An 18,729-nucleotide genomic window follows, 5' to 3' on the forward strand; every position below is an offset into this window, starting at 1 on the left:
CTACGAACGCCGGGCTCCTCCTCGTACGATCGGGGCGGAGCCCGGCGTTTCGGCGTTTCGGCCTCTCGCGCTCCGGTGCCGGGCCCCGGCGCGGCGCGCGTCCGTGGCCGACAGGACATCGCAGGGCCGGGCGCCGTACCCCGGGCCGTCACCCGTTCTCGCTTCCGTGATGGCTCACCCCACCCGAGGAGCCGTCATGTCCGTTGCCCCCAGGCGTCGTTCGATCCTCCTGGCCACCGCCGCCGTCACCGCCGCGGCCACCGCCCCCGCCCTCGCCGCCCCCGCCGGCGACCGTCACCCCCACCGCCCTTCGGGCCCCCTGGTCATCGGGCATCGCGGGGCGGCGGGCTGGCGGCCCGAGCACACCGCCGACGCGTACACCTATGCCGTACGGGCCGGGGCCGACTGGATCGAGCCGGACCTCGTGCCGACGAAGGACCATGTTCTGGTCGTGCGGCACGAGAACGAGATCGGCGGAACGACGGATGTCGCCGACCGCCCGGAGTTCGCGGACCGCCGCACCACGAAGACGGTCGACGGCAAGGCGGTGACCGGCTGGTTCACCGAGGACTTCACGCTGCGCGAGCTGCGGACGCTGCGCACGGTGGAGCGGCTGCCGCTGGTCCGCAACCGCAACACGGTCTTCGACGGGCGGGGCCGGGTGCTGACGTTCCAGGAGGTCGTGGACCTGGCCCGGCGGCTGTCGCGGGAGTCGGGCCGGCGGATCGCGGTGTTCCCGGAGACGAAGCACCCCACGTACTTCCGCTCGATCGGGCTGCCGCTGGAGGAGGAGCTGATCCGGGTGATCCGCCGCAACCGGCTGACCGCCCGGGACTGCGTCGTCCAGTCCTTCGAGCCCGGCAGCCTGCGCCGGATGGCCGCCGCCCGCCTCGGCCTCCCGCTGTGGCAGGCGCTGGGCACGAGCGGCGGCCCGTACGGGCACGGGATCACCTACCGGGACATGATGACCCCGGCCGGGCTGGGCGAGATCGCCTCGTACGCCGACTGGATCGGCCCGGACAAGTCCTCGCTGGTCCCGCCGCACACCCTGCTGGCGGACGCCCACGCGGCGGGCCTGAAGGTCGGCGCGTACACCTTCCGGGCGGAGAACCAGTACCTCCCGGCCGCATACCGCCGGGGCACCGACCCGAACGCCTTCGGCGACGCCTTCGCGGAGTACGCCCTCCACTACGGGCAGGGCGTGGACGCGGTGGTGACGGACTTCCCGGACATCGCGGTGCAGGCCAGGGAGGACCTGCGGGGGTAGCGGGAGGGCTTGGCCGGTGGGGCCTGTCGGGGGCGGGGGCCTGGCCGGTGGGCGAGGGGCCGGACGCCTCCCCCACCGGCCCTGTGGCCGTCGGGCCTGGGGTGTGTCCGGCGCCGGACACGCCCTAACCGGCATCCCCCGTACCGCCGCCCGTCGGGGTCGCGCCGGGCCGCTCCCCGCCGGGCCGGACGGGGCCGGCCGCCGCGCGGATGCTCTCCCGGGCGGCTTCGACGACCGCGGCGGGCGTGATGCCGAACTCCTCGTACAGGCGCTGGTAGGCGGCGGACGCACCGAAGTGCTCCAGGCTGACCATGCGGCCCGCGTCGCCCACGATGTCCCGCCACCCCTGGGCGACGGCCGCCTCGACGCTGACCCGGGCCCGGACCCCGGGCGGCAGCACCTCGTCCTGGTAGGCGTACGGCTGGTCGGCGAACCACTCGCGGCAGGGCATCGAGACCACCCGTGCGTCGACCCCGTCTGCGGCCAGCGACTCCCGCGCCTCCAGGGCGATGTGGACCTCGGATCCGGTGCCGACGAGGATGACGTCGGGCGTCTCGCCGCGGCTGTCGGCGAGGACGTACCCGCCGCGGGCGGCGCCGGACGCGGGGGCGCAGGAGTCCGCGCCTCGTTCCAGGACCGGCAACGGCTGCCGGGTCAGGGCGAGTCCGGCGGGCCGGTCGTGGTGCTCCAGGACGGTGCGCCAGCAGACGGAGGTCTCGTTGGCGTCGGCGGGCCGTACGACGTCGAGGCCGGGGATCGCCCGGAGTGCGGCCAGTTGCTCGACGGGCTGGTGGGTGGGGCCGTCCTCGCCGAGGCCGATGGAGTCGTGGGTCCAGACGTAGGTGACCGGCAGCTTCATCAGGGCGGCGAGCCGGACGGCGGGGCGCATGTAGTCGCTGAAGATCAGGAACGTACCGCCGTAGGGCCGGGTGAGGCTCTGGAGCGCGATGCCGTTGAGGATCGCCCCCATGGCGTGCTCGCGGATGCCGAAGTGGAGCGTGCGGCCGTACGGATTGCCGGGGAACTCGCCCGTCTGCTTCCCCTCCGGCACGAAGGACGGCTCGCCCTCCATGGTGGTGTTGTTGCTCCCGGCGAGGTCGGCCGAACCGCCCCACAGCTCGGGGAGCACGGGGGCCAGCGCGGTGAGGACGTCGCCGGAGGCCTTGCGGGTGGCGATGCCCTTGGGGTCGGGGTCGAAGACGGGCAGGCTGTCCGTCCAGCCCTCCGGCAGCTTCTGTTCCCGCAGCCGGTCGAGGAGTGCGGCGCGCTCGGGGTGGGCGGCGCGCCACGCCTGGTAGCGGGGCTCCCAGGCGCGGTGGGCGGAGGCCCCGCGCTGGACGACCGCGCGGGCGTGCTCCAGTACGTCGTCCTCGACGGTGAAGTCGGCGTCCGGGTCGAAGCCGAGCAGCTTCTTGGTGGCGGCGACCTCGTCGTCGCCGAGCGCGGAGCCGTGGGCCTTGCCGGTGTTCTGCTTGGTGGGCGCGGGCCAGCCGATGATCGTACGGAGCAGGATCAGGGAGGGTCGGCCGCTCTCGCTCTTCGCGGCCTCGACGGCGGCGAGCAGGGCGTCGACGTCCTCGACGTAATCACCGGTCCGGGTGAAGTCGACCGTCTGGACGTGCCAGCCGTACGCGGCGTAGCGGGCGGTGACGTCCTCGCTGAAGGCGATGTCGGTGTCGTCCTCGATGGAGATGTGGTTGGAGTCGTAGAAGACGATCAGGTTGCCCAGTTCCTGGTGCCCGGCCAGCGAACTGGCCTCGGACGTCACGCCCTCCATCAGATCGCCGTCGGAGGCGACGACGTACACATGGTGGTCGAAGGGGCTGGTGCCGGCGGGCGCGTCGGGGTCGAGGAGCCCGCGCTCCCGGCGCCCCGCCATGGCCATGCCGACGGCGGAGGCGAGCCCCTGCCCGAGCGGCCCGGTGGTGATCTCGACGCCCCGGGTGTGGCGGTACTCGGGGTGGCCGGGGGTGGTGGACCCCCAGGTGCGCAGCGCCTTCAGATCGTCCAGCTCCATCCCGTACCCGCTCAGATAGAGCTGGATGTACAGGGTGAGGCTGGAGTGGCCGCAGGAGAGCACGAAGCGGTCGCGGCCGATCCACTGGTCGTCGGCCGGATCGTGCCGCATCACCTGCTGGAACAGCAGGTACGCCAGCGGGGCCAGGCTCATCGCGGTGCCCGGGTGGCCGTGGCCCGCCTTCTGCACGGCGTCGGCGGCGAGCACCCGCACGGTGTCGACGGCGCGGACGTCGAGCGGCTTCCAGCCCGCCGCCTCGGCCAGGGGCGGGGCCAGTCGTGGATCGCGGCCACGGTCCGGGCCGTCCGTCGCTTCGGGGGCGTTGCGGGGTGCCATCGAGTCCTCCTGGTCACAGGGTGGGCGGGTCTGCGGGCGGCGCGCACGCGGTCCCGGCACCGACCGCCCGGCTGCTGGGCCGGGTCCCCCGGAACGACGGGACCAAACGCGCGACGGCATACGCAGCACTGGAGAAAGAGCAAACCACCTTTGCCGGTCAAAACGACGCAAGGGCGGGGTCGCCGGTCCTAGGCCGAAGGGCTGATCACTTCGCGGACCTTCCTGCTGTTAGCCTGCTCGTAGATTGCTCCTGCATATAGGTTGCAATAACAACTGGACGGCATTCCCAGCAGTCGGAGGGTTCGAACCATGGCCACGTACACGCTCCCGGAACTCCCGTACGACTACGCGGCGCTCGAACCGGTCATCAACCCGCAAATCATCGAGCTGCACCACGACAAGCACCACGCCGCTTACGTCAAGGGGGCGAACGACACCCTGGAGCAGCTGGAAGAGGCCCGCGACAAGGAGGCCTGGGGAGCGATCAACGGCCTCCAGAAGAACCTCGCGTTCCACCTCTCCGGCCACATCCTGCACTCGATCTACTGGCACAACATGACCGGCGACGGCGGCGGCGAGCCCCTCGCGGCGGACGGCGTGGGCGACCTCGCCGACGCGATCACCGAGTCCTTCGGCTCCTTTGCGGGCTTCAAGTCCCAGCTGACGAAGGCCGCCGCCACCACGCAGGGTTCGGGCTGGGGCGTGCTCGCGTACGAGCCCGTCAGCGGCAAGCTGATCGTCGAGCAGGTCTACGACCACCAGGGCAACGTCGGCCAGGGCTCGGTCCCGATCCTGGTCTTCGACGCCTGGGAGCACGCCTTCTACCTGCAGTACAAGAACCAGAAGGTGGACTTCATCGAGGCGATGTGGCAGGTCGTCAACTGGCAGGACGTGGCCAAGCGCTACGCGGCGGCCAAGGAGCGCGCGGACGTGCTGCTGCTCGCCCCCTGAGCGACGCCGGCCCGCCGGAATCGTCCTGCCTCGTGATCGTCTTCTCAACCTTCACCAGGGCAGGCGGATGAACGGAGAGCCCCCGCGAGGACGTGACTCGCGGGGGCTTTCCCATGGCCGGTGTTTAGCTATTTAGCTCATGTGCTAAACATGCACACATGGATTCACCCGCCGCTCCGGCCGCCGTTCCGCCCGTCGTTCCGCCCGACGACGAGGCGAGCGCCTTCCGCGCGCTCGCCGACCCCACTCGCCGCCAGATCCTGGAGGACCTGCGGGGCGGCGAGCTGGCCGCCGGGGAGATCGCGAACCGGTTCTCGATCAGCGCCCCGTCCATCTCACGCCACCTGGGCGTACTCAAGGGGGCCGGGCTCGTCACCGAGCGCCGGGACGCCAACCGCATCCTCTACTCACTCGCCGAGGAGCGGCTCGCCCTGTGCGTGGGCCGCTTCCTCAGCAGCGTCTGCCCCGAGCAGATCGTGCTCCGCAACACCAAGTGGCGCTCCGCGCCGGAAGGCGACGCCTCATGATCAGGTCCCGGCTGTCCAGCGTCATCGAACGCCGCCTCCTGGTGAACTACCGGGTGGACCCGCACGTCGCGGCGGCCCTGCTGCCGGCGCCGCTGCGGCCCCAACTGGTGCGCGGCCAGGCGGTGGCCGGAATCTGTCTCCTCCGCATCGGCGGCGTCCGCCCCGCCTGGGCCCCGGCCGCGACCGGCCTGACCAGCGAGAACGCGGCGCACCGCATCTCCGTGGAGTGGGACGGCCCGGACGGGGTCGAGCAGGGCGTCTACATCCCGCGCCGCGACACCGCCTCCCGCCTCAACGCTTTCGCGGGCGGCCGGATCTACCCGGGCGAGCACGGCCGCGCGGACTTCACGGTGCGGGAGGACGCCGACGCCGTACGCGTGGCCTTCGCGACCCGGGACGGCGAGGTGGAGGTGGACGCCACGGTGGAGCCGGCCGGGGAACTGCACGGCAGCGGCCTGTTCACGGACCTGGCGGAGGCGTCGGAGTTCTTCCGCCGGGGCAGCCGGGGCCTCTCCCCGCGCGCCGGGAGCGATCACCTGGACGTCCTCGAACTCTCCACGGACGCCTGGAAGGTGACGGCGGGCCGCCCCCGCCACGTACGCTCCACGTTCTTCGAGGACCTGGACCGCTTCCCGCCGGGCAGCGCGGTGCTGGACAGCGCACTGGTGATGCGGGGCGTGGCGGCGGACTGGGCGCAGGGGGAGCCGTTTCGGGTGGGGTGCGGGGCGGGAGCGGGAGCGGCGTAGGGGGTTGACGGTCGGCGGATCCGGAGCCGCACCGGCCGGGGAAGGGGGGCCGCGCAGGGCGGCTGCGGGAGGTGGCCGGGGCGGAAATGGTCAGCGGATCGGCAGGCCCGGATGCCACGATGGCGCCATGAGTTCTGCCCCCGCACCCGTCCCGGCGGACCCCACCGCTCTGCACCCGATGCCCGGCCAGCCGCGCGTGGTGCAGCTGAAGCCGCTGGTCACCTCGGAGCTGATCGAGGTGGGCGACTACGCCTACTACGACGACCCCGAGCACGCCACGGAGTTCGAGACCCGGAACGTGCTCTACCACTACGGCCCGGAACGCCTGGTGATCGGCAAGTTCTGCGCGCTGGCCACGGGGGTGCGGTTCATCATGAACGGCTCCAACCACCGTATGGACGGCCCGTCCACGTTCCCGTTCCCGACCCTCGGCGGCTCCTGGACCGACCACTTCGACCTGCTGACGAACCTCCCCAACCGGGGCGACACCGTGATCGGCAACGACGTCTGGATCGGCTACGAAGCGGTGATCATGCCGGGCGTCCGCATCGGGCACGGCGCCATCATCAGCGCCCGGTCCGTGGTCGTCTCGGACGTCCCGGACTACGGCATCGTCGGCGGCAACCCGGCCCGCCTGATCCGTACCCGCTACGAGGAGGAGGACATCGCACGCCTCTTGGCGGTGGCCTGGTGGGACTGGCCTGCGGAGCACCTCACGCGCCACATCCGTACGGTGATGTCGGGCACGGTGGCGGAGCTGGAGGCGGCGGCGCCGGGGGGTGTGTAGGGCGGGGCAGGCGTCGACTTCGAGCACCATCCCCCTCGTCGACGACGCCGTACCACCGCAGCGCCGGCCATGGCCTCGATGGTGGTCGCGGCAGTCCGGAAGACGAACTCGGCGTCCGGGCCGTTGACCGCCCGCAGCCCCCCGGGGCGACGGCTAGGACGACCCCGGCAGCCGGCTCCAGAAGTGGTCGACGATGTTCTCGACGTAGCGGCGGCCGTCCTCGCCGGATGCCGTGGTGCCGCCCGCCCGGCTCAGGGTGGCCGTCATCAGGGCCTGGTAGTCCTGTTGCATGGCCTGCAATGGGGCCTTCAGGTCACGGCGGTCCATGGAGACCAGCTTGGCGATGGCGCGGATGTGGGCCTGCCAGCGGGTGGAGACCGCCTCGGTGAGGAGGCGGGCCAGCTCCTCCTCCAGTCTGGTGATCGCGATGAAGTCGCGGGGAGGCAGACGGAGGACCTCGCCGAGCTTGGCCGACTGCCGTTTGTCGCCGGTCCATTGACCGGCCTCCTCCATGGACAGGTACGCGTCGAGGGGCAGGCCCGTGGCGCGTGCGACGTCCTCGGCCGAGACGCCGCGCGCGATGCGGTGTTCCAGCAAGGTGCTGGGGTGGCCCATCAGTTCACTTGGCTGGCACCACAACGCGCCTGCCAGGGCCGTCAGTTCACCCGTGTCCGGGACGTGCGTGCCGCGTTCCCACGCGATCACGTGCTCGGGGGTGATGTGCGATGTACCGAAGGACGCGCGCATGCCGTAGGCGACATGACCGGGGGCCATCCCGAGCTTCTCGCGCAAGGCGCGCGCTGCCCGTGCGTTGAAGGGGAGTGGTGGGTGCACACACGGAGAGTAGGGGAGTTGTCACCGGCGCTTCCATGCCCTCTGTCGGCTGCCTGCCGGTTTGGCGGCAAAGGTCGCCACCGATTCCGTAGGAAAGCACAGACGGAAAAGGGGGCCAACTAGACGCTCTACGCGGGTAGTTGCGCTCCCATGAGTGCCGCGTATGATCCGCTCGCAAGGTGCCGCATGTGCGTTCGCACAGTGCCTGCCACGCGCTTCGGGCAGCCGTCGGCGCCCTCTCGTCCCCCTCATTCGCTCGCTTGCCCAGGAGACTCCGTCATGCACGCCAGCCCGACCAGCCCACCGCCGCCCGACACGAAGCCCGCCGTATCAGGGGGCGCCGTCGACCGGTTCTTCCGCATCAGCGAACGCGGCTCGTCCTACATACGGGAGATACGCGGTGGATTCGCCACCTTCTTCACGATGGCATACATCCTCGTGCTCAACCCGATCATCCTCGGCGGGGCCGAGGACAAGTTCGGTGAGCAGTTGGACAGCGTGCAGTTGGTGACCGCCACCGCTCTGGTCGCCGCGGTGATGACGCTGATCATGGGTGTGGGCGGCAACCTGCCGCTGGCCCTGGCGGCGGGTCTGGGCATCAACGCCGTCGTGGCCTTCCAGATCGCGCCCCTGATGAGCTGGGAAGACGCGATGGGGCTCATCGTGCTCGAGGGGCTGCTGATCTGTGTCCTGGTGGTGACCGGGTTGCGTGAGGCGATCATGCACGCCATCCCACAGCCCCTGAAGCAGGCGATCAGCGTCGGCATCGGTCTGTTCATCGCCTTCATCGGCTTCGTGGACGCCGGGTTCGTCACCCGCATCCCCGACGCCGCGAACTCCACCGTGCCCGTCCAGCTCGGGACCGGCACGCTCACCGGCTGGCCGATGCTCGTCTTCTGCCTCGGCGTGCTCCTGACGATCGTCCTGGTCGCCCGGAAGGTGAAGGGCGCGATCCTCATCAGCATCGTCCTGATGACCGCCGTCGCCATCGTCATCAACGAGATCGCCGACATCAAGGCCTGGGGCCTCACGTCGCCCTCGATCCCCGGCAACCCCGTCGCCGCGCCGGACTTCGGGCTGCTGTTCCAGTTCGACCTGCTCGGGTCGTTCGGTCAGGTCAGCGTGCTGACGGTCGTCCTGCTCATCTTCACCCTGATCCTGTCCGACTTCTTCGACACGATGGGCACCGTCGTGGGTGTCACGGCGGAGGCCGGTCTCCTCGACGAGCGCGGCCAGGTGCCCGGTCTCGGCCGCGTCCTGCTGATCGACGGGGCTGCCGCCGTCGTCGGTGGCGCCACGTCCTCGTCGTCGGCCACCACCTACATCGAGTCCGCGGCGGGTGTCGGCGAAGGGGCCCGCACCGGCTTCGCCAACCTGGTCACCGGCGGGCTGTTCGCGCTCGCCCTGTTCCTCACGCCCGTGCTGACCATCGTGCCGATGCAGGCGGCGGCCCCCGCCCTCGTGGTGGTCGGGTTCCTCATGATGACCCAGGTCAAGCACATCGACTGGGACCGCTACGACGTCGCCATCCCGGCCTTCCTCACCGTCGTCGTCATGCCGTTCACCTACTCGATCACCAACGGCATCGGCGCCGGCTTCGTCGCCTACGTGGTCATCAAGGCGTGCCTGGGCAAGGCGCGCGAGGTCCACTGGCTGCTGTGGGGGACCGCGGCGCTCTTCCTCGTGTACTTCCTGATCGATCCGCTGGAGCAGGTGCTGGGAATGCAGTAGCGGGAACCCGGGGACGGGTCAGCGGATCCCCGGGGTCGGCCGACCCCGGGGCCCGCGCGGCGCCGGGCCCCGGGAGCCGTCAGTGGCTGCCGGCGTCCGCCAGACAGAACTCGTTGCCCTCCGGGTCCTTGAGGACCGTCCAGGTCATCCCCTGCATCGACTGCTCGCCGACGACCGTCGCGCCCAGCTTCGCCAGGCGCTCCACGTCGGCCGGGCGGTCGGGCGAGGCGAAGTCGATGTGGACCCGGTTCTTGCCGGGTCTGGGCTCGGGCACCCGCTGGAAGCCGAGGACCAGCGGGGTGGCCGCGAGGACGACGAACGCGTCGTAGTCCTGGAGGTCCTCGACGCCGAGCGCCTCGGCCCACCAGGCGGCCAGTGTCTGGGGGTCGGCGCAGTCGATCGTGATCATTTCCGGTGAGATTCGCATGCTCCTCACCGTACGGCGCATCACTGACAACGCCCCGCGGCACAGGGGCTCGTGGGGCCCTTCAGACCAGGACGACCTCCAGCAGCGGCAGCTCGCGGCCCGGGATGGAGCCGGACGGCGTGGCGCCGATCCGGACCGCGCCCATGGCCCGGTAGAACGGCTCCGCGTGGGGGTCGGCGTCGATGGTGAGGCGTGTGAAGCCCAGGCGGCGCGCCTCGTCCACCGTGTGGGTGAACAGGCGTCGCCCGACGCCCCTGCCGATGGTGTCCGGCTCGACGAACATCATGCCGAGCGCGCCTTCCGGCGGCTCTCCGTCCAGGGTGGTGAAGCCCAGGATCCTGCCGTCCTCCTCGGCCACCGCCGCCCGCCGCGCCGCCACCTCCGCAGGGCGCATCGTCAGCTCCTCGCGGCAGGCGGCCAGGAACTTCGCGTCGTACTTCCCGTGGCCCTTCGACCGCAGAGCCAGGTTCGTCAGTGCGGCGGCCTCGGCCGCCTCGCCCGCGCGTATCCGCATGGGGGCAGTCTCCCCCACGCGGATACCGGCGCGTCAGTCCACGGGTCGCGTCAGTCGAAGATCGGGCCCTGCGTCCGGGTCCGCTTGATCTCGTAGAAGCCGGGGATGGACGCGACCAGCAGCGTGCCGTCCCAGAGCTTCGCCGCCTCCTCGCCCTTGGGTGCGGGGGTCACGACCGGGCCGAAGAAGGCGACCTGCTCGCCGTCCGCGCCGGGGACCGCGATGACCGGGGTGCCGACCTCCTGGCCGACCTTGTCGATGCCCTCCTGGTGGGAGGCGCGCAGCTCGGTGTCGTACGTGTCCTTGTCGGCGTACCCCGCGAGGTCGGCGGGCAGGCCGACGTCCTTCAGCGCGGCGGCCACGGCCTCGCGGGTGGGGCCTTCGCCGTTGTTGTGGAAGCGGGTGCCGAGCGCGGTGTAGAGGGGGCCGACCACGTCGTCGCCGTGGAGCTGCTGGGCGGCGATGACGACCCGGACCGGGCCCCACGCCTGGTTCGCCAGCATGTCCCGGTACTCCTCGGGCAGCTCGTCCAGCTTGTCCTCGTTCAGGACGGCCAGGCTCATCACGTGCCAGCGGACCTCGACGTCCCGGACCTTCTCCACCTCCAGCATCCAGCGCGAGGTCATCCACGCCCAGGGGCAGAGCGGGTCGAACCAGAAGTCGACCGGGGTCCTGCCGTTCGCCGGGGTGTTCTCGGACATGTCTCTCCTCTGAAGGGCGTGTTCCACAGCGGGGCGCGACACACGAAGGGCGTGTTCGCCTTCGAACGAGAACGTCTCCCGGGGCGGCCCATTCCCTGCCTGCTGCCGCGCGAGAACGCATGCAAGGATCAATGGGTTCGAACACGACACAAGACGCGCGTCACGAAGGAGTGCCCGTGCCCGGTGAAAACCTGTCCCGCGACGAGGCCCAGAAGAGGGCCGAGCTGCTGACCGTCGACGGATACGAGGTCGCTCTCGACCTGCGGTCCGCCGTCGGCCGGCCCGAGGGGGCCGACGGGGACGGCGGCCCGCTGACGTTCCGGTCACTCACCACCATCCGGTTCCGCTCCGTCCGGGCCGGCGCGTCGACCTTCGCCGACCTGGTCGCGCCGGGTGTGGACGCCGTGACACTGAACGGGAAGGCCCTGGACCCGGCGGTCGTGTTCGACGGGACGCGGGTCGCCCTGGACGGGCTCCTGGAGGGCGAGAACGTCCTCGTGGTCGACGCCCGCTGCGCGTACAGCCGGACCGGCGAGGGCATGCACCGCTTCGTCGACCCGGAGGACGGCGAGGTCTACCTCTACACGCAGTACGAGCCGGCCGACGCCCGCCGTGTCTTCGCCAATTTCGAGCAGCCCGACCTCAAGGCCCCCTACCGCTTCGAGGTCACCGCTCCGCAGGGCTGGCGGGTCTGGTCCAACGGGGCCGAGGAGTCGCGGGAGGGCGGGGTGTGGCGGTTCGCGGAGACCAAGCCGATCTCCACCTACATCACCGCCGTCGTCGCCGGTCCGTACCACTACGTGAGCGACCACTACAGCCGTACGTTCGCCGACGGCACCACGCTGGACATCCCGCTCGGCGCGATGTGCCGCAAGGGGCTCGCCAAGCACTTCGACGCGGACGACGTCTTCCTGGTCACCAAGCAGGGCCTGGACTTCTTCCACGACAACTTCGACTACCCGTACCCCTTCGGAAAGTACGACCAGGCGTTCGTGCCCGAGTACAACCTCGGGGCCATGGAGAACCCGGGCATGGTCACCTTCCGCGAGGAGTACATCTACCGCGGCAAGGTCACCTCGGCGGCCTACGAGCGGCGGGCCAACGTCATCCTGCACGAGATGGCGCACATGTGGTTCGGCGACCTGGTCACCATGGAGTGGTGGGACGACCTGTGGCTGAAGGAGTCCTTCGCGGACTTCATGGGCTCCTTCTCGATGGTGGAGTCGACCCGCTTCACCAACGGCTGGGTCACCTTCGCCAACAACCGCAAGGCCTGGGCCTACCGCGCCGACCAGCTGCCCTCCACGCACCCCATCACGGCCGACATCCGTGACCTGGAGGACGCCAAGCTGAACTTCGACGGGATCACGTACGCCAAGGGCGCCTCCGTGCTGAAGCAGCTCGTGGCGTACGTGGGGCGGGACGCGTTCCTGGAGGGCGCGCGGCGCTACTTCAAGCAGCACGCGTACGGCAACACCAGGCTCGGGGACCTGCTGTCGGTGCTGGCCGAGACCTCGGGCCGGGACATGACCGCCTGGTCGCGTTCCTGGCTCCAGACGGCGGGCGTCAACACGCTCACCCCGGTGCCCGCGTACGACGCGGCGGGCGTCCTCACCGAGCTGGCCGTCGTCCAGGAGGCCGCCGCCTCGCACCCGGAACTGCGCCCGCACCGGGTCGCGGTCGGCCTGTACCGGCGTACGCCCGAGGGCGAGCTGACGCGGTACGCGCGCGCCGAGGTGGACGTGGCCGGCGAGCGGACCGTGGTGGAGGCGCTGGCCGGCTCCGAGCGGCCCGATCTGATCCTGGTCAACGACGACGACCTCACGTACTGCAAGGTCCGCTTCGACGAGGGGTCGCTGGCCACGCTCCGCGACCACCTCGGCGAGATCACGGACCCGCTGGCCCGCGCCCTGTGCTGGTCGGCCCTGTGGGGCCTGACCCGGGACGCCCTGATGCCGGCCCGTGACTTCGTCGCGCTGGTGCTGGCGTTCGCCGGGCGCGAGAGCGACATCGGCGTCCTCCAGATGCTGCACGCGTGGGCGCAGTCCGCGCTGGTCAACTACGCGGCCCCCGACTGGCGCGAGGAGGGCGGCCGGGCGCTGGCCGGAGGCGCTCTGCGCGAGCTGCGGGCCGCCGAGCCGGGCAGCCAGCACCAACTGGCCTGGGCCCGCTTCTTCGCGGCGGTCGCCTCGTCCGAGGAGGACTTCCAGCTGCTGGGCGGGCTCCTGGACGGCACGGCCCGGATCGACGGTCTCGACGTCGAACAGGAGCTGCGCTGGGCCTTCCTCTCCCCGCTCGCCTCGCACGGGGTGGCGAACGAGGCGGCGATCGACGCCGAACTGGCCCGCGACGACACGGCGTCCGGCAAGCGTCACCACGTACGGTGTCTGGCCTCGCGGCCGTCGGAGGCGGTGAAGGCGCAGGCGTGGGCGGCGGTCGTCGAGTCGGACAAGCTGTCCAACGCGCTGGTCGAGGCGACCATCTCGGGCTTCGAGCAGTCTTCGCAGCGGGAGCTGCTGGCCCCGTACGCCAAGCGCTACTTCGAGGTGATCGAGCGGATCTGGGCGGAGCGGTCCATCCAGATCGGCATGCATGTGGTGCAGGGGATGTTCCCCGGTCTCCAGGACAGCCCCGCGACCCTCGCGGCGACCGACGACTGGCTCGGCCGGCACGAGGACGCGGCCCCGGCGCTCCGGCGGCTGGTGCTGGAGGCCCGGGACGATCTCGCGCGGGCGCTGCGCGGGCAGGAGTGCGACCGGGCCGCGGCCTGAGCACGGGCGCTCGGGCCGGTCGCGGGGTGACCGGAGGGGCGTGATCGAGGGGCGCTCGGGCGGGGCGTGCGTTCGGTGTGAAAGCGGCGCTCGTACACCCGCCCGGCGCGCCCCTCCCCGATTCCCGGCGCGACGGCCCTTTTCGGTTGTCGAACGTCCGTACTTCAGGACGGCGTTGTCCGGGAATGTCGACGGACGTGTAACAGGGGTTAGGACCCCCTCCGCGGGCGGGAAACCCCGGGACATGACCCAGAACACCCCGCTCTCCGCCCGTCTCCCGCACCTCCCCCTCCCCGCCGATGACGTAACGCAGCGTGTCCTGTCCGCCGCCCAGTTGAGGGCGCGGGGCGTGTCCGCCGCGCAGACGTCGGCACAGTGCCTGCCCGGCGGCCCCTGGCAGCACCTGCTGCCCGGGGTCTATCTGCTGCACCCGGGCCCGCCCACCGGCCAGGAGCGGCTGCACGGGGCGCTGCTGTACGCGGGGCGGCCGCCGGTCTCCGCGCGACGGGCCGCGGCGGGCGCCGCGGACGCGGGGTACGGGGAGGCGATGGTCACCGGGGTCGCCGCGCTCGCGCTGCACGGCTTCGCCTCGGCCGGGGAGCTGGGCGCGCTGCACCGGATCGACGTGCTGGTCCCCCGTACCCGGCGGCTGCGGTCCACCCGGTTCGTGGAGGTGCTGCGGACCGCCTCGATGCCGGGCCCGGTGCGGGTGGGCGAGGTGCCCGTCGCCCCGGTGGAGCGGGCGCTCGCGGACGCGGTGGCGGCCACGGCCGACGCGGCGGACGTCCGACGGCTGCTGACCGAGGCGGTACGTGACGGGCACTGCGAACCGGCCGCAGTGGTACGTGAGTTGAGCGAGGCGAAACTCCTGGGTCGGCCCGCCGTGGTGGCCGCGGTGGACGCGCTTCTGGCCGAGGGGCGGGCCGTGGCGGAGGCGCGGCTGTACGCGATGGTGCGCGAGCACGGGCTGCCGGAGCCGGTGTGGAACGTGGAGCTGCGGCTGCCGGGCGGGCCGGATCTCGGCGGGGTCGACGCCTACTGGCCCGATCACGCGGTGGCGGTGGAGCTGGACTCCCGGGCACCCCGGTACGGCGTGCCCGGCCGGCGGGGCGGCCGGGCCCAGGAGGACCCGCAGTGGTCCGCGTACGCCGCGAAGCGGGAGCATCTGGAGCGGCTCGGGGTCACGGTCGTCCACCTCACGCCGAGGAAGCTGCGCGAGGCGCTCGACCAGCAGGCCACGGTGGTGCGGACGGCGCTGATGGCGGCCGCTGACCGGGAGCCGGCCGCGTACGTGATGGTGCTGCCGCGCTGAGCGGGCCCGCGCGTGCTGTCGCGGCGGGCGGGGGAGCCGGAACGGGGCACCCGGAGCGAGGCCCTCCGCGCCGGGGCGGCGGTCCGGCGCTGGTCCGGACCACGGGGCTCGAACGCACGCCTCCCACGGATGCTTTCACCTCATTCGTCCCTGGTGGCGCATTGCCCCCAGTGGCGGATCTGTGCCATGTCGCCAACTCGTCTCCGTCAACTCTCCACAAACCTCTGTCATTTACGACAGGGTGAGCGGTCATCCGGTACCGAATTCCGGACTCTCTCTTTCACTTACAGGGATGCTGATGACCAAGGAATCCCCCAGTTCCATACCGGGCGCGAGACGAGCGGCCCGCATAGCGGCCGCGGCCGGCCTCGTGGCCGCTCTCACCGCCACCGGTGCCGCTCCGGTGTTCGCCGTCGACGACCCGGCTCCGGCCCCCGTCAAACCGGCCGCCACGAGCGACCGGGGCGACAAGCTCGGCAAGGCCGACGCCGACGTCCTGGCGAAGGCCGAGGCCAAGGGCGAGAAGAACATCACCATGATGGTCGCCACCGCCCCCGGGGCGACCGAGCAGGTCAGCAAGCAGCTGGACGCCGTCAAGGGCTCCGTGCTCGGCCAGACCTACGACAAGCTCGGCTACGTCCGGGCGACGGTTCCGACGAAGAGCGCCGAGTCCACCATCAAGGCGGCCTCCAAGCTCTCCTCCGTGCTCGGCATCGATCTCAAGCAGGAGATCAAGCTGGACGACCCGACGCCCAAGGGCGACCGGGCCGCCGGGGCCAAGCAGACGAAGGCGACGGGCAGCTACGCGGCGCCGAACAAGAAGACCCCGGCGAAGAACCCGTACAACCCGTCGTTCGAGACGGGCGCGGTCGACTTCGTCGCGAAGAACCCGAAGGCCGACGGCCGCGGGATCACCATCGGCATCCTGGACTCCGGCGTCGACCTCGGTCACCCGGCCCTGAAGAAGACCACCACCGGCGAGCGCAAGATCGTCGACTGGGTGACCGCCACCGACCCGGTGAGCGACGGCGACGGCACCTGGCTGCGGATGAGCCAGTCGGTCAGCGGCCCGACGTTCACGGCCGGCGGCAAGACGTACGCGGCCCCGGCGGGCAGCTACAAGTTCGCCACGTTCGCCGAGTCGGCCACCACCGGCGGCGACATGGCGGGCGACCTCAACCGCGACGGTGACACCACCGACGTCTGGGGCGTGCTGTACGACCCGGTCACCGGCACCACGCGGGTCGACCTGAACAACAACGCGGACTTCTCCGACGACAAGGTCCTCAAGCCGTACAAGGAGAAGTTCCAGGTCTCCTACTTCGGCGAGGACGACCCGCGGACCCCGGTCGTCGAGCGCATCCCGTTCGTCGTCGAGACCCGCAAGGGCGTCACCTACAACTCGGCCGGCGCCAAGGCCGACTTCGTCAACATCGGTGTCATCGAGGGCTCGCACGGTACGCACGTCGCGGGCATCACCGCGGCCAACGGGCTGTTCGGCGGCGAGATGAACGGTGCCGCCCCCGGCGCCAAGATCGTCTCCTCGCGTGCCTGCACCTGGTCCGGCGGCTGCACCAACATCGCGCTGACCGAGGGCATGATCGACCTCGTCGTCAACCGCGGCGTCGACATCGTCAACATGTCGATCGGCGGCCTGCCGCCGCTGAACGACGGCAACAACGCGCGCGCCGAGCTGTACAAGCGGCTCGTCGACATCTACGGCGTGCAGCTGGTCATCTCGGCCGGCAACAGCGGTCCGGGTCTCAACACGATCGGCGACCCGTCGCTCGCCGACCACGTGATCTCGGTCGGCGCGTCGATCTCCAAGGAGACGTGGGCGGCCAACTACGGCTCCCACGTCACCAAGAAGTACGACATGCTGCCCTTCTCCTCGCGCGGTCCGCGTGAGGACGGCGGCTTCACGCCGATCATCTCGGCGCCGGGTGCGTCCATCAACACCACCCAGACCTGGGCGCCGGGCGGTCCGGTCAAGGAGGCGGGTTACGACCTGCCGGCCGGCTACTCCATGCTCCAGGGCACCTCGATGGCCTCCCCGCAGGCCGCGGGCGCGGCCGCGCTGCTGCTGTCGAAGGCGAAGCAGAAGGGCATCGAGCTTCCCCCGGCCGACCTGCGTACCGCGCTGACCAGCACCGCGGGCCACATCAAGGACGTGCCCGCGCACGTCCAGGGCTCCGGTCTGATCAACATCGTCAAGGCCTGGAAGCAGATCAACAAGCAGGGCAAGCCCGCCCACGAGTTCTCGGTGAAGGCCCCGGTCGACACCGCGATCGACTTCGCGCTCAAGGACCCGGGCTTCGGCACCGGCCTCTACGACCGCGAGGGCGGCCTGAAGGTCGGCGAGTCCAAGGTCTACGACGTCGTCGTCACCCGCACCACGGGCCCGGACCGCGACGTCCAGCACAAGCTGACGTGGAAGAACAACGACGGCACCTTCGATCTCAGCAGCCCCCAGTACGTCTCGCTGCCGCTCGACACGCCGGTCAAGCTGAAGGTCAAGGCCAAGGCGAAGACCGCCGGGGTGCACAGCGCCATCCTCCAGGTCGACGACAAGAAGACCTCGGGTGTCGACCACCAGATCATGACCACGGTCGTCATCGCCCACGAGCTGGAGCAGCCCGGCTTCGCCTACAAGGCGTCCGGCTCGGTGCAGCGCAACGGCACGACGTCGTACTTCGTGAACGTGCCGGAGGGCGCGAAGACCCTTGAGGTCGCCCTCAGCGCGCTGCGCTCGGGCAGCCAGACCCGGTTCATCGCCCTGCACCCGTACGGAACGCCGGTCGACCCGACCTCCACGATCAACTGCTACCCGAACTACGAGAACCCGGCCAACACCTGCCGCCCGGACGTGCGCTCCTACAAGGACCCGCAGCCCGGCGTGTGGGAGATCGAGGTCGAGTCGCGCCGTACGTCGCCGCTGCTGGACAACCCGTACAAGCTGGATGTCTCGCTGCTCGGCGCGACCTTCGACCCGGCGGTGCGCACCATCGCCGAGGCGAAGATCGGCGCCCCGGCCGCGGTGGACTGGAAGGTCACCAACACCGCCGCCGCCCTCCAGGGCAAGCTCCGGGGCGGTTCGCTCGGCTCGGCCAAGGTGGACAAGCCGTCGATCTCCACGGGTCAGACCCGTGAGACCACGGTGACCATCGGTGCGGGCGTCGAGAAGCTCGACTTCGCCATCGGCGGTACGTCGGACGCCAACGCCGACCTCGACCTGTACGTCTTCCGGGGCGCCACGCAGGTCGGCAGCGGCACCACCGCCGGTTCCGAGGAGGCGGTCAGCCTGGTGAAGCCCGCTGCGGGCACGTACACGGTCATCGTCGAGGGCTACTCGGTCCCGGCCGGGTCGACCACGTACGACTACCGCGACGTGTACTACGCGGCGTCGCTCGGCACGATCAAGGTCGACGCCACCAAGGCGGTGAACCTCGCCAACGGCGCGTCCGCCGAGGTCGGCGCCGAGGTCGTGGTCGCCGGGGCGGCTCCCGAGGGCCGTCAGTTCTTCGGTGAGGTCCAGCTGGTCAACGCGCGCGGCACCGCCGCGGGCACCGGCAGCGTCGTGATCGAGAAGGTCACGCCGTAACGGATCCCTGCGATACGACGGCGGGGCGGGCGCTCTCACGAGCACCCGCCCCGCTGTGCGTGTTCCTCGTCACAGTCCGCGCAGGCCGCCGCAGATGTTTTCCCACGCGGGCACGGGCATGGCGGATTCTGCGGTCCTCGCGGGAAGAGTCCGCAGGTCGGACAATGGATTGGACAAGGCGGGCCGGGACATACGCATCATGGTGCG

14 protein-coding genes are annotated in these 18,729 nt (G+C 71.1%); 9 read left to right on the forward strand and 5 right to left on the reverse strand.

Features of this window, described 5'->3' with window-relative positions:
• The first annotated feature begins 196 nt into the window (after positions 1-196).
• Positions 197-1,267 (forward strand): glycerophosphodiester phosphodiesterase family protein, encoded by a 1,071-nt coding sequence (locus CCZ36_RS09975; RefSeq protein WP_128817481.1) that lies wholly within the window; start codon positions 197-199, stop codon positions 1,265-1,267.
• 124 nt (positions 1,268-1,391) lie between these two features.
• On the opposite strand, the gene tkt is transcribed toward CCZ36_RS09975, so the two are convergent.
• Positions 1,392-3,620 carry a transketolase gene (tkt, locus tag CCZ36_RS09980; protein WP_069738255.1) on the reverse strand — a complete coding sequence of 743 codons (2,229 nt, stop codon included), beginning with the start codon at positions 3,618-3,620 and terminating at the stop codon, positions 1,392-1,394.
• Between the two features lie 309 nt (positions 3,621-3,929).
• Here tkt and CCZ36_RS09985 point away from each other — a divergent pair, with 309 nt between their 5' ends.
• From CCZ36_RS09985 to CCZ36_RS10000, 4 genes are all read left to right on the forward strand, one after another.
• Positions 3,930-4,571, forward strand: coding sequence for a superoxide dismutase (locus CCZ36_RS09985; RefSeq protein WP_069738254.1), 642 nt, complete (start codon positions 3,930-3,932; stop codon positions 4,569-4,571).
• A gap of 158 nt (positions 4,572-4,729) precedes the next feature.
• Positions 4,730-5,098: a metalloregulator ArsR/SmtB family transcription factor gene (locus tag CCZ36_RS09990; RefSeq protein ID WP_069738253.1), complete on the forward strand. Its 369-nt coding sequence runs from the start codon at positions 4,730-4,732 to the stop codon at positions 5,096-5,098.
• Positions 5,095-5,844, forward strand: a complete 750-nt coding sequence (locus CCZ36_RS09995) for a DUF2071 domain-containing protein (RefSeq protein ID WP_128817482.1) — start codon at positions 5,095-5,097, stop codon at positions 5,842-5,844. Before CCZ36_RS09990 ends, CCZ36_RS09995 begins: the two co-directional genes overlap by 4 nt.
• Positions 5,845-5,971: 127 nt before the next feature.
• Positions 5,972-6,631: a CatB-related O-acetyltransferase gene (locus CCZ36_RS10000; protein WP_069743818.1), complete on the forward strand. Its 660-nt coding sequence runs from the start codon at positions 5,972-5,974 to the stop codon at positions 6,629-6,631.
• 153 nt (positions 6,632-6,784) lie between these two features.
• On the opposite strand, the gene CCZ36_RS10005 is transcribed toward CCZ36_RS10000, so the two are convergent.
• Positions 6,785-7,405, reverse strand: coding sequence for a helix-turn-helix domain-containing protein (locus tag CCZ36_RS10005; protein WP_069738250.1), 621 nt, complete (start codon positions 7,403-7,405; stop codon positions 6,785-6,787).
• 339 nt (positions 7,406-7,744) lie between these two features.
• Here CCZ36_RS10005 and CCZ36_RS10010 point away from each other — a divergent pair, with 339 nt between their 5' ends.
• The gene (locus CCZ36_RS10010; protein WP_069738249.1) at positions 7,745-9,196 is read left to right on the forward strand and encodes an NCS2 family permease; all 1,452 of its coding nucleotides are present in this window, start codon (positions 7,745-7,747) and stop codon (positions 9,194-9,196) included.
• Between the two features lie 79 nt (positions 9,197-9,275).
• Here the strand turns inward: CCZ36_RS10010 and CCZ36_RS10015 are convergent, their stop codons facing one another.
• From CCZ36_RS10015 to CCZ36_RS10025, 3 genes are all read right to left on the reverse strand, one after another.
• A complete protein-coding gene (locus CCZ36_RS10015; RefSeq protein WP_069738248.1) occupies positions 9,276-9,623 on the reverse strand; it encodes a VOC family protein in 348 nt (115 codons plus the stop codon).
• 61 nt (positions 9,624-9,684) lie between these two features.
• Positions 9,685-10,137 carry a GNAT family N-acetyltransferase gene (locus CCZ36_RS10020; protein ID WP_128817483.1) on the reverse strand — a complete coding sequence of 151 codons (453 nt, stop codon included), beginning with the start codon at positions 10,135-10,137 and terminating at the stop codon, positions 9,685-9,687.
• A 50-nt stretch (positions 10,138-10,187) separates the two neighbouring features.
• On the reverse strand, positions 10,188-10,838 hold the full coding sequence (locus tag CCZ36_RS10025; protein WP_069743813.1) for a mycothiol-dependent nitroreductase Rv2466c family protein: 651 nt from the start codon (positions 10,836-10,838) through the stop codon (positions 10,188-10,190).
• 176 nt (positions 10,839-11,014) lie between these two features.
• Here CCZ36_RS10025 and pepN point away from each other — a divergent pair, with 176 nt between their 5' ends.
• The 3 genes from pepN to CCZ36_RS10040 all read left to right on the forward strand — a co-directional run bounded on the left by pepN (position 11,015) and on the right by CCZ36_RS10040 (position 18,522).
• Positions 11,015-13,609, forward strand: coding sequence for an aminopeptidase N (pepN, locus tag CCZ36_RS10030; protein WP_128817484.1), 2,595 nt, complete (start codon positions 11,015-11,017; stop codon positions 13,607-13,609).
• 244 nt (positions 13,610-13,853) lie between these two features.
• Complete coding sequence (locus CCZ36_RS10035; RefSeq protein WP_128817485.1) at positions 13,854-14,921, forward strand: hypothetical protein; 1,068 nt, start codon at positions 13,854-13,856, stop codon at positions 14,919-14,921.
• A 292-nt stretch (positions 14,922-15,213) separates the two neighbouring features.
• Positions 15,214-18,522: a S8 family serine peptidase gene (locus CCZ36_RS10040; RefSeq protein WP_176734668.1), complete on the forward strand. Its 3,309-nt coding sequence runs from the start codon at positions 15,214-15,216 to the stop codon at positions 18,520-18,522.
• Positions 18,523-18,729: the final 207 nt, after the last annotated feature.

The sequence above is a fragment of the Streptomyces sp. S063 genome (assembly GCF_002832675.1).
Taxonomy (GTDB): Bacteria; Actinomycetota; Actinomycetes; order Streptomycetales; family Streptomycetaceae; genus Streptomyces; species Streptomyces sindenensis.

Coding starts and splice junctions, on each gene's coding strand:
- CCZ36_RS09975 (WP_128817481.1), top strand. CDS start 197: ATGTCCGTTGCCCCCAGGCGTCGTTCGATCCTCCTGGCCACCGCCGCC.
- tkt (WP_069738255.1), bottom strand. CDS start 3,620: ATGGCACCCCGCAACGCCCCCGAAGCGACGGACGGCCCGGACCGTGGC.
- CCZ36_RS09985 (WP_069738254.1), top strand. CDS start 3,930: ATGGCCACGTACACGCTCCCGGAACTCCCGTACGACTACGCGGCGCTC.
- CCZ36_RS09990 (WP_069738253.1), top strand. CDS start 4,730: ATGGATTCACCCGCCGCTCCGGCCGCCGTTCCGCCCGTCGTTCCGCCC.
- CCZ36_RS09995 (WP_128817482.1), top strand. CDS start 5,095: ATGATCAGGTCCCGGCTGTCCAGCGTCATCGAACGCCGCCTCCTGGTG.
- CCZ36_RS10000 (WP_069743818.1), top strand. CDS start 5,972: ATGAGTTCTGCCCCCGCACCCGTCCCGGCGGACCCCACCGCTCTGCAC.
- CCZ36_RS10005 (WP_069738250.1), bottom strand. CDS start 7,405: ATGGCCCCCGGTCATGTCGCCTACGGCATGCGCGCGTCCTTCGGTACA.
- CCZ36_RS10010 (WP_069738249.1), top strand. CDS start 7,745: ATGCACGCCAGCCCGACCAGCCCACCGCCGCCCGACACGAAGCCCGCC.
- CCZ36_RS10015 (WP_069738248.1), bottom strand. CDS start 9,623: ATGCGAATCTCACCGGAAATGATCACGATCGACTGCGCCGACCCCCAG.
- CCZ36_RS10020 (WP_128817483.1), bottom strand. CDS start 10,137: ATGCGGATACGCGCGGGCGAGGCGGCCGAGGCCGCCGCACTGACGAAC.
- CCZ36_RS10025 (WP_069743813.1), bottom strand. CDS start 10,838: ATGTCCGAGAACACCCCGGCGAACGGCAGGACCCCGGTCGACTTCTGG.
- CCZ36_RS10035 (WP_128817485.1), top strand. CDS start 13,854: ATGACCCAGAACACCCCGCTCTCCGCCCGTCTCCCGCACCTCCCCCTC.
- CCZ36_RS10040 (WP_176734668.1), top strand. CDS start 15,214: ATGCTGATGACCAAGGAATCCCCCAGTTCCATACCGGGCGCGAGACGA.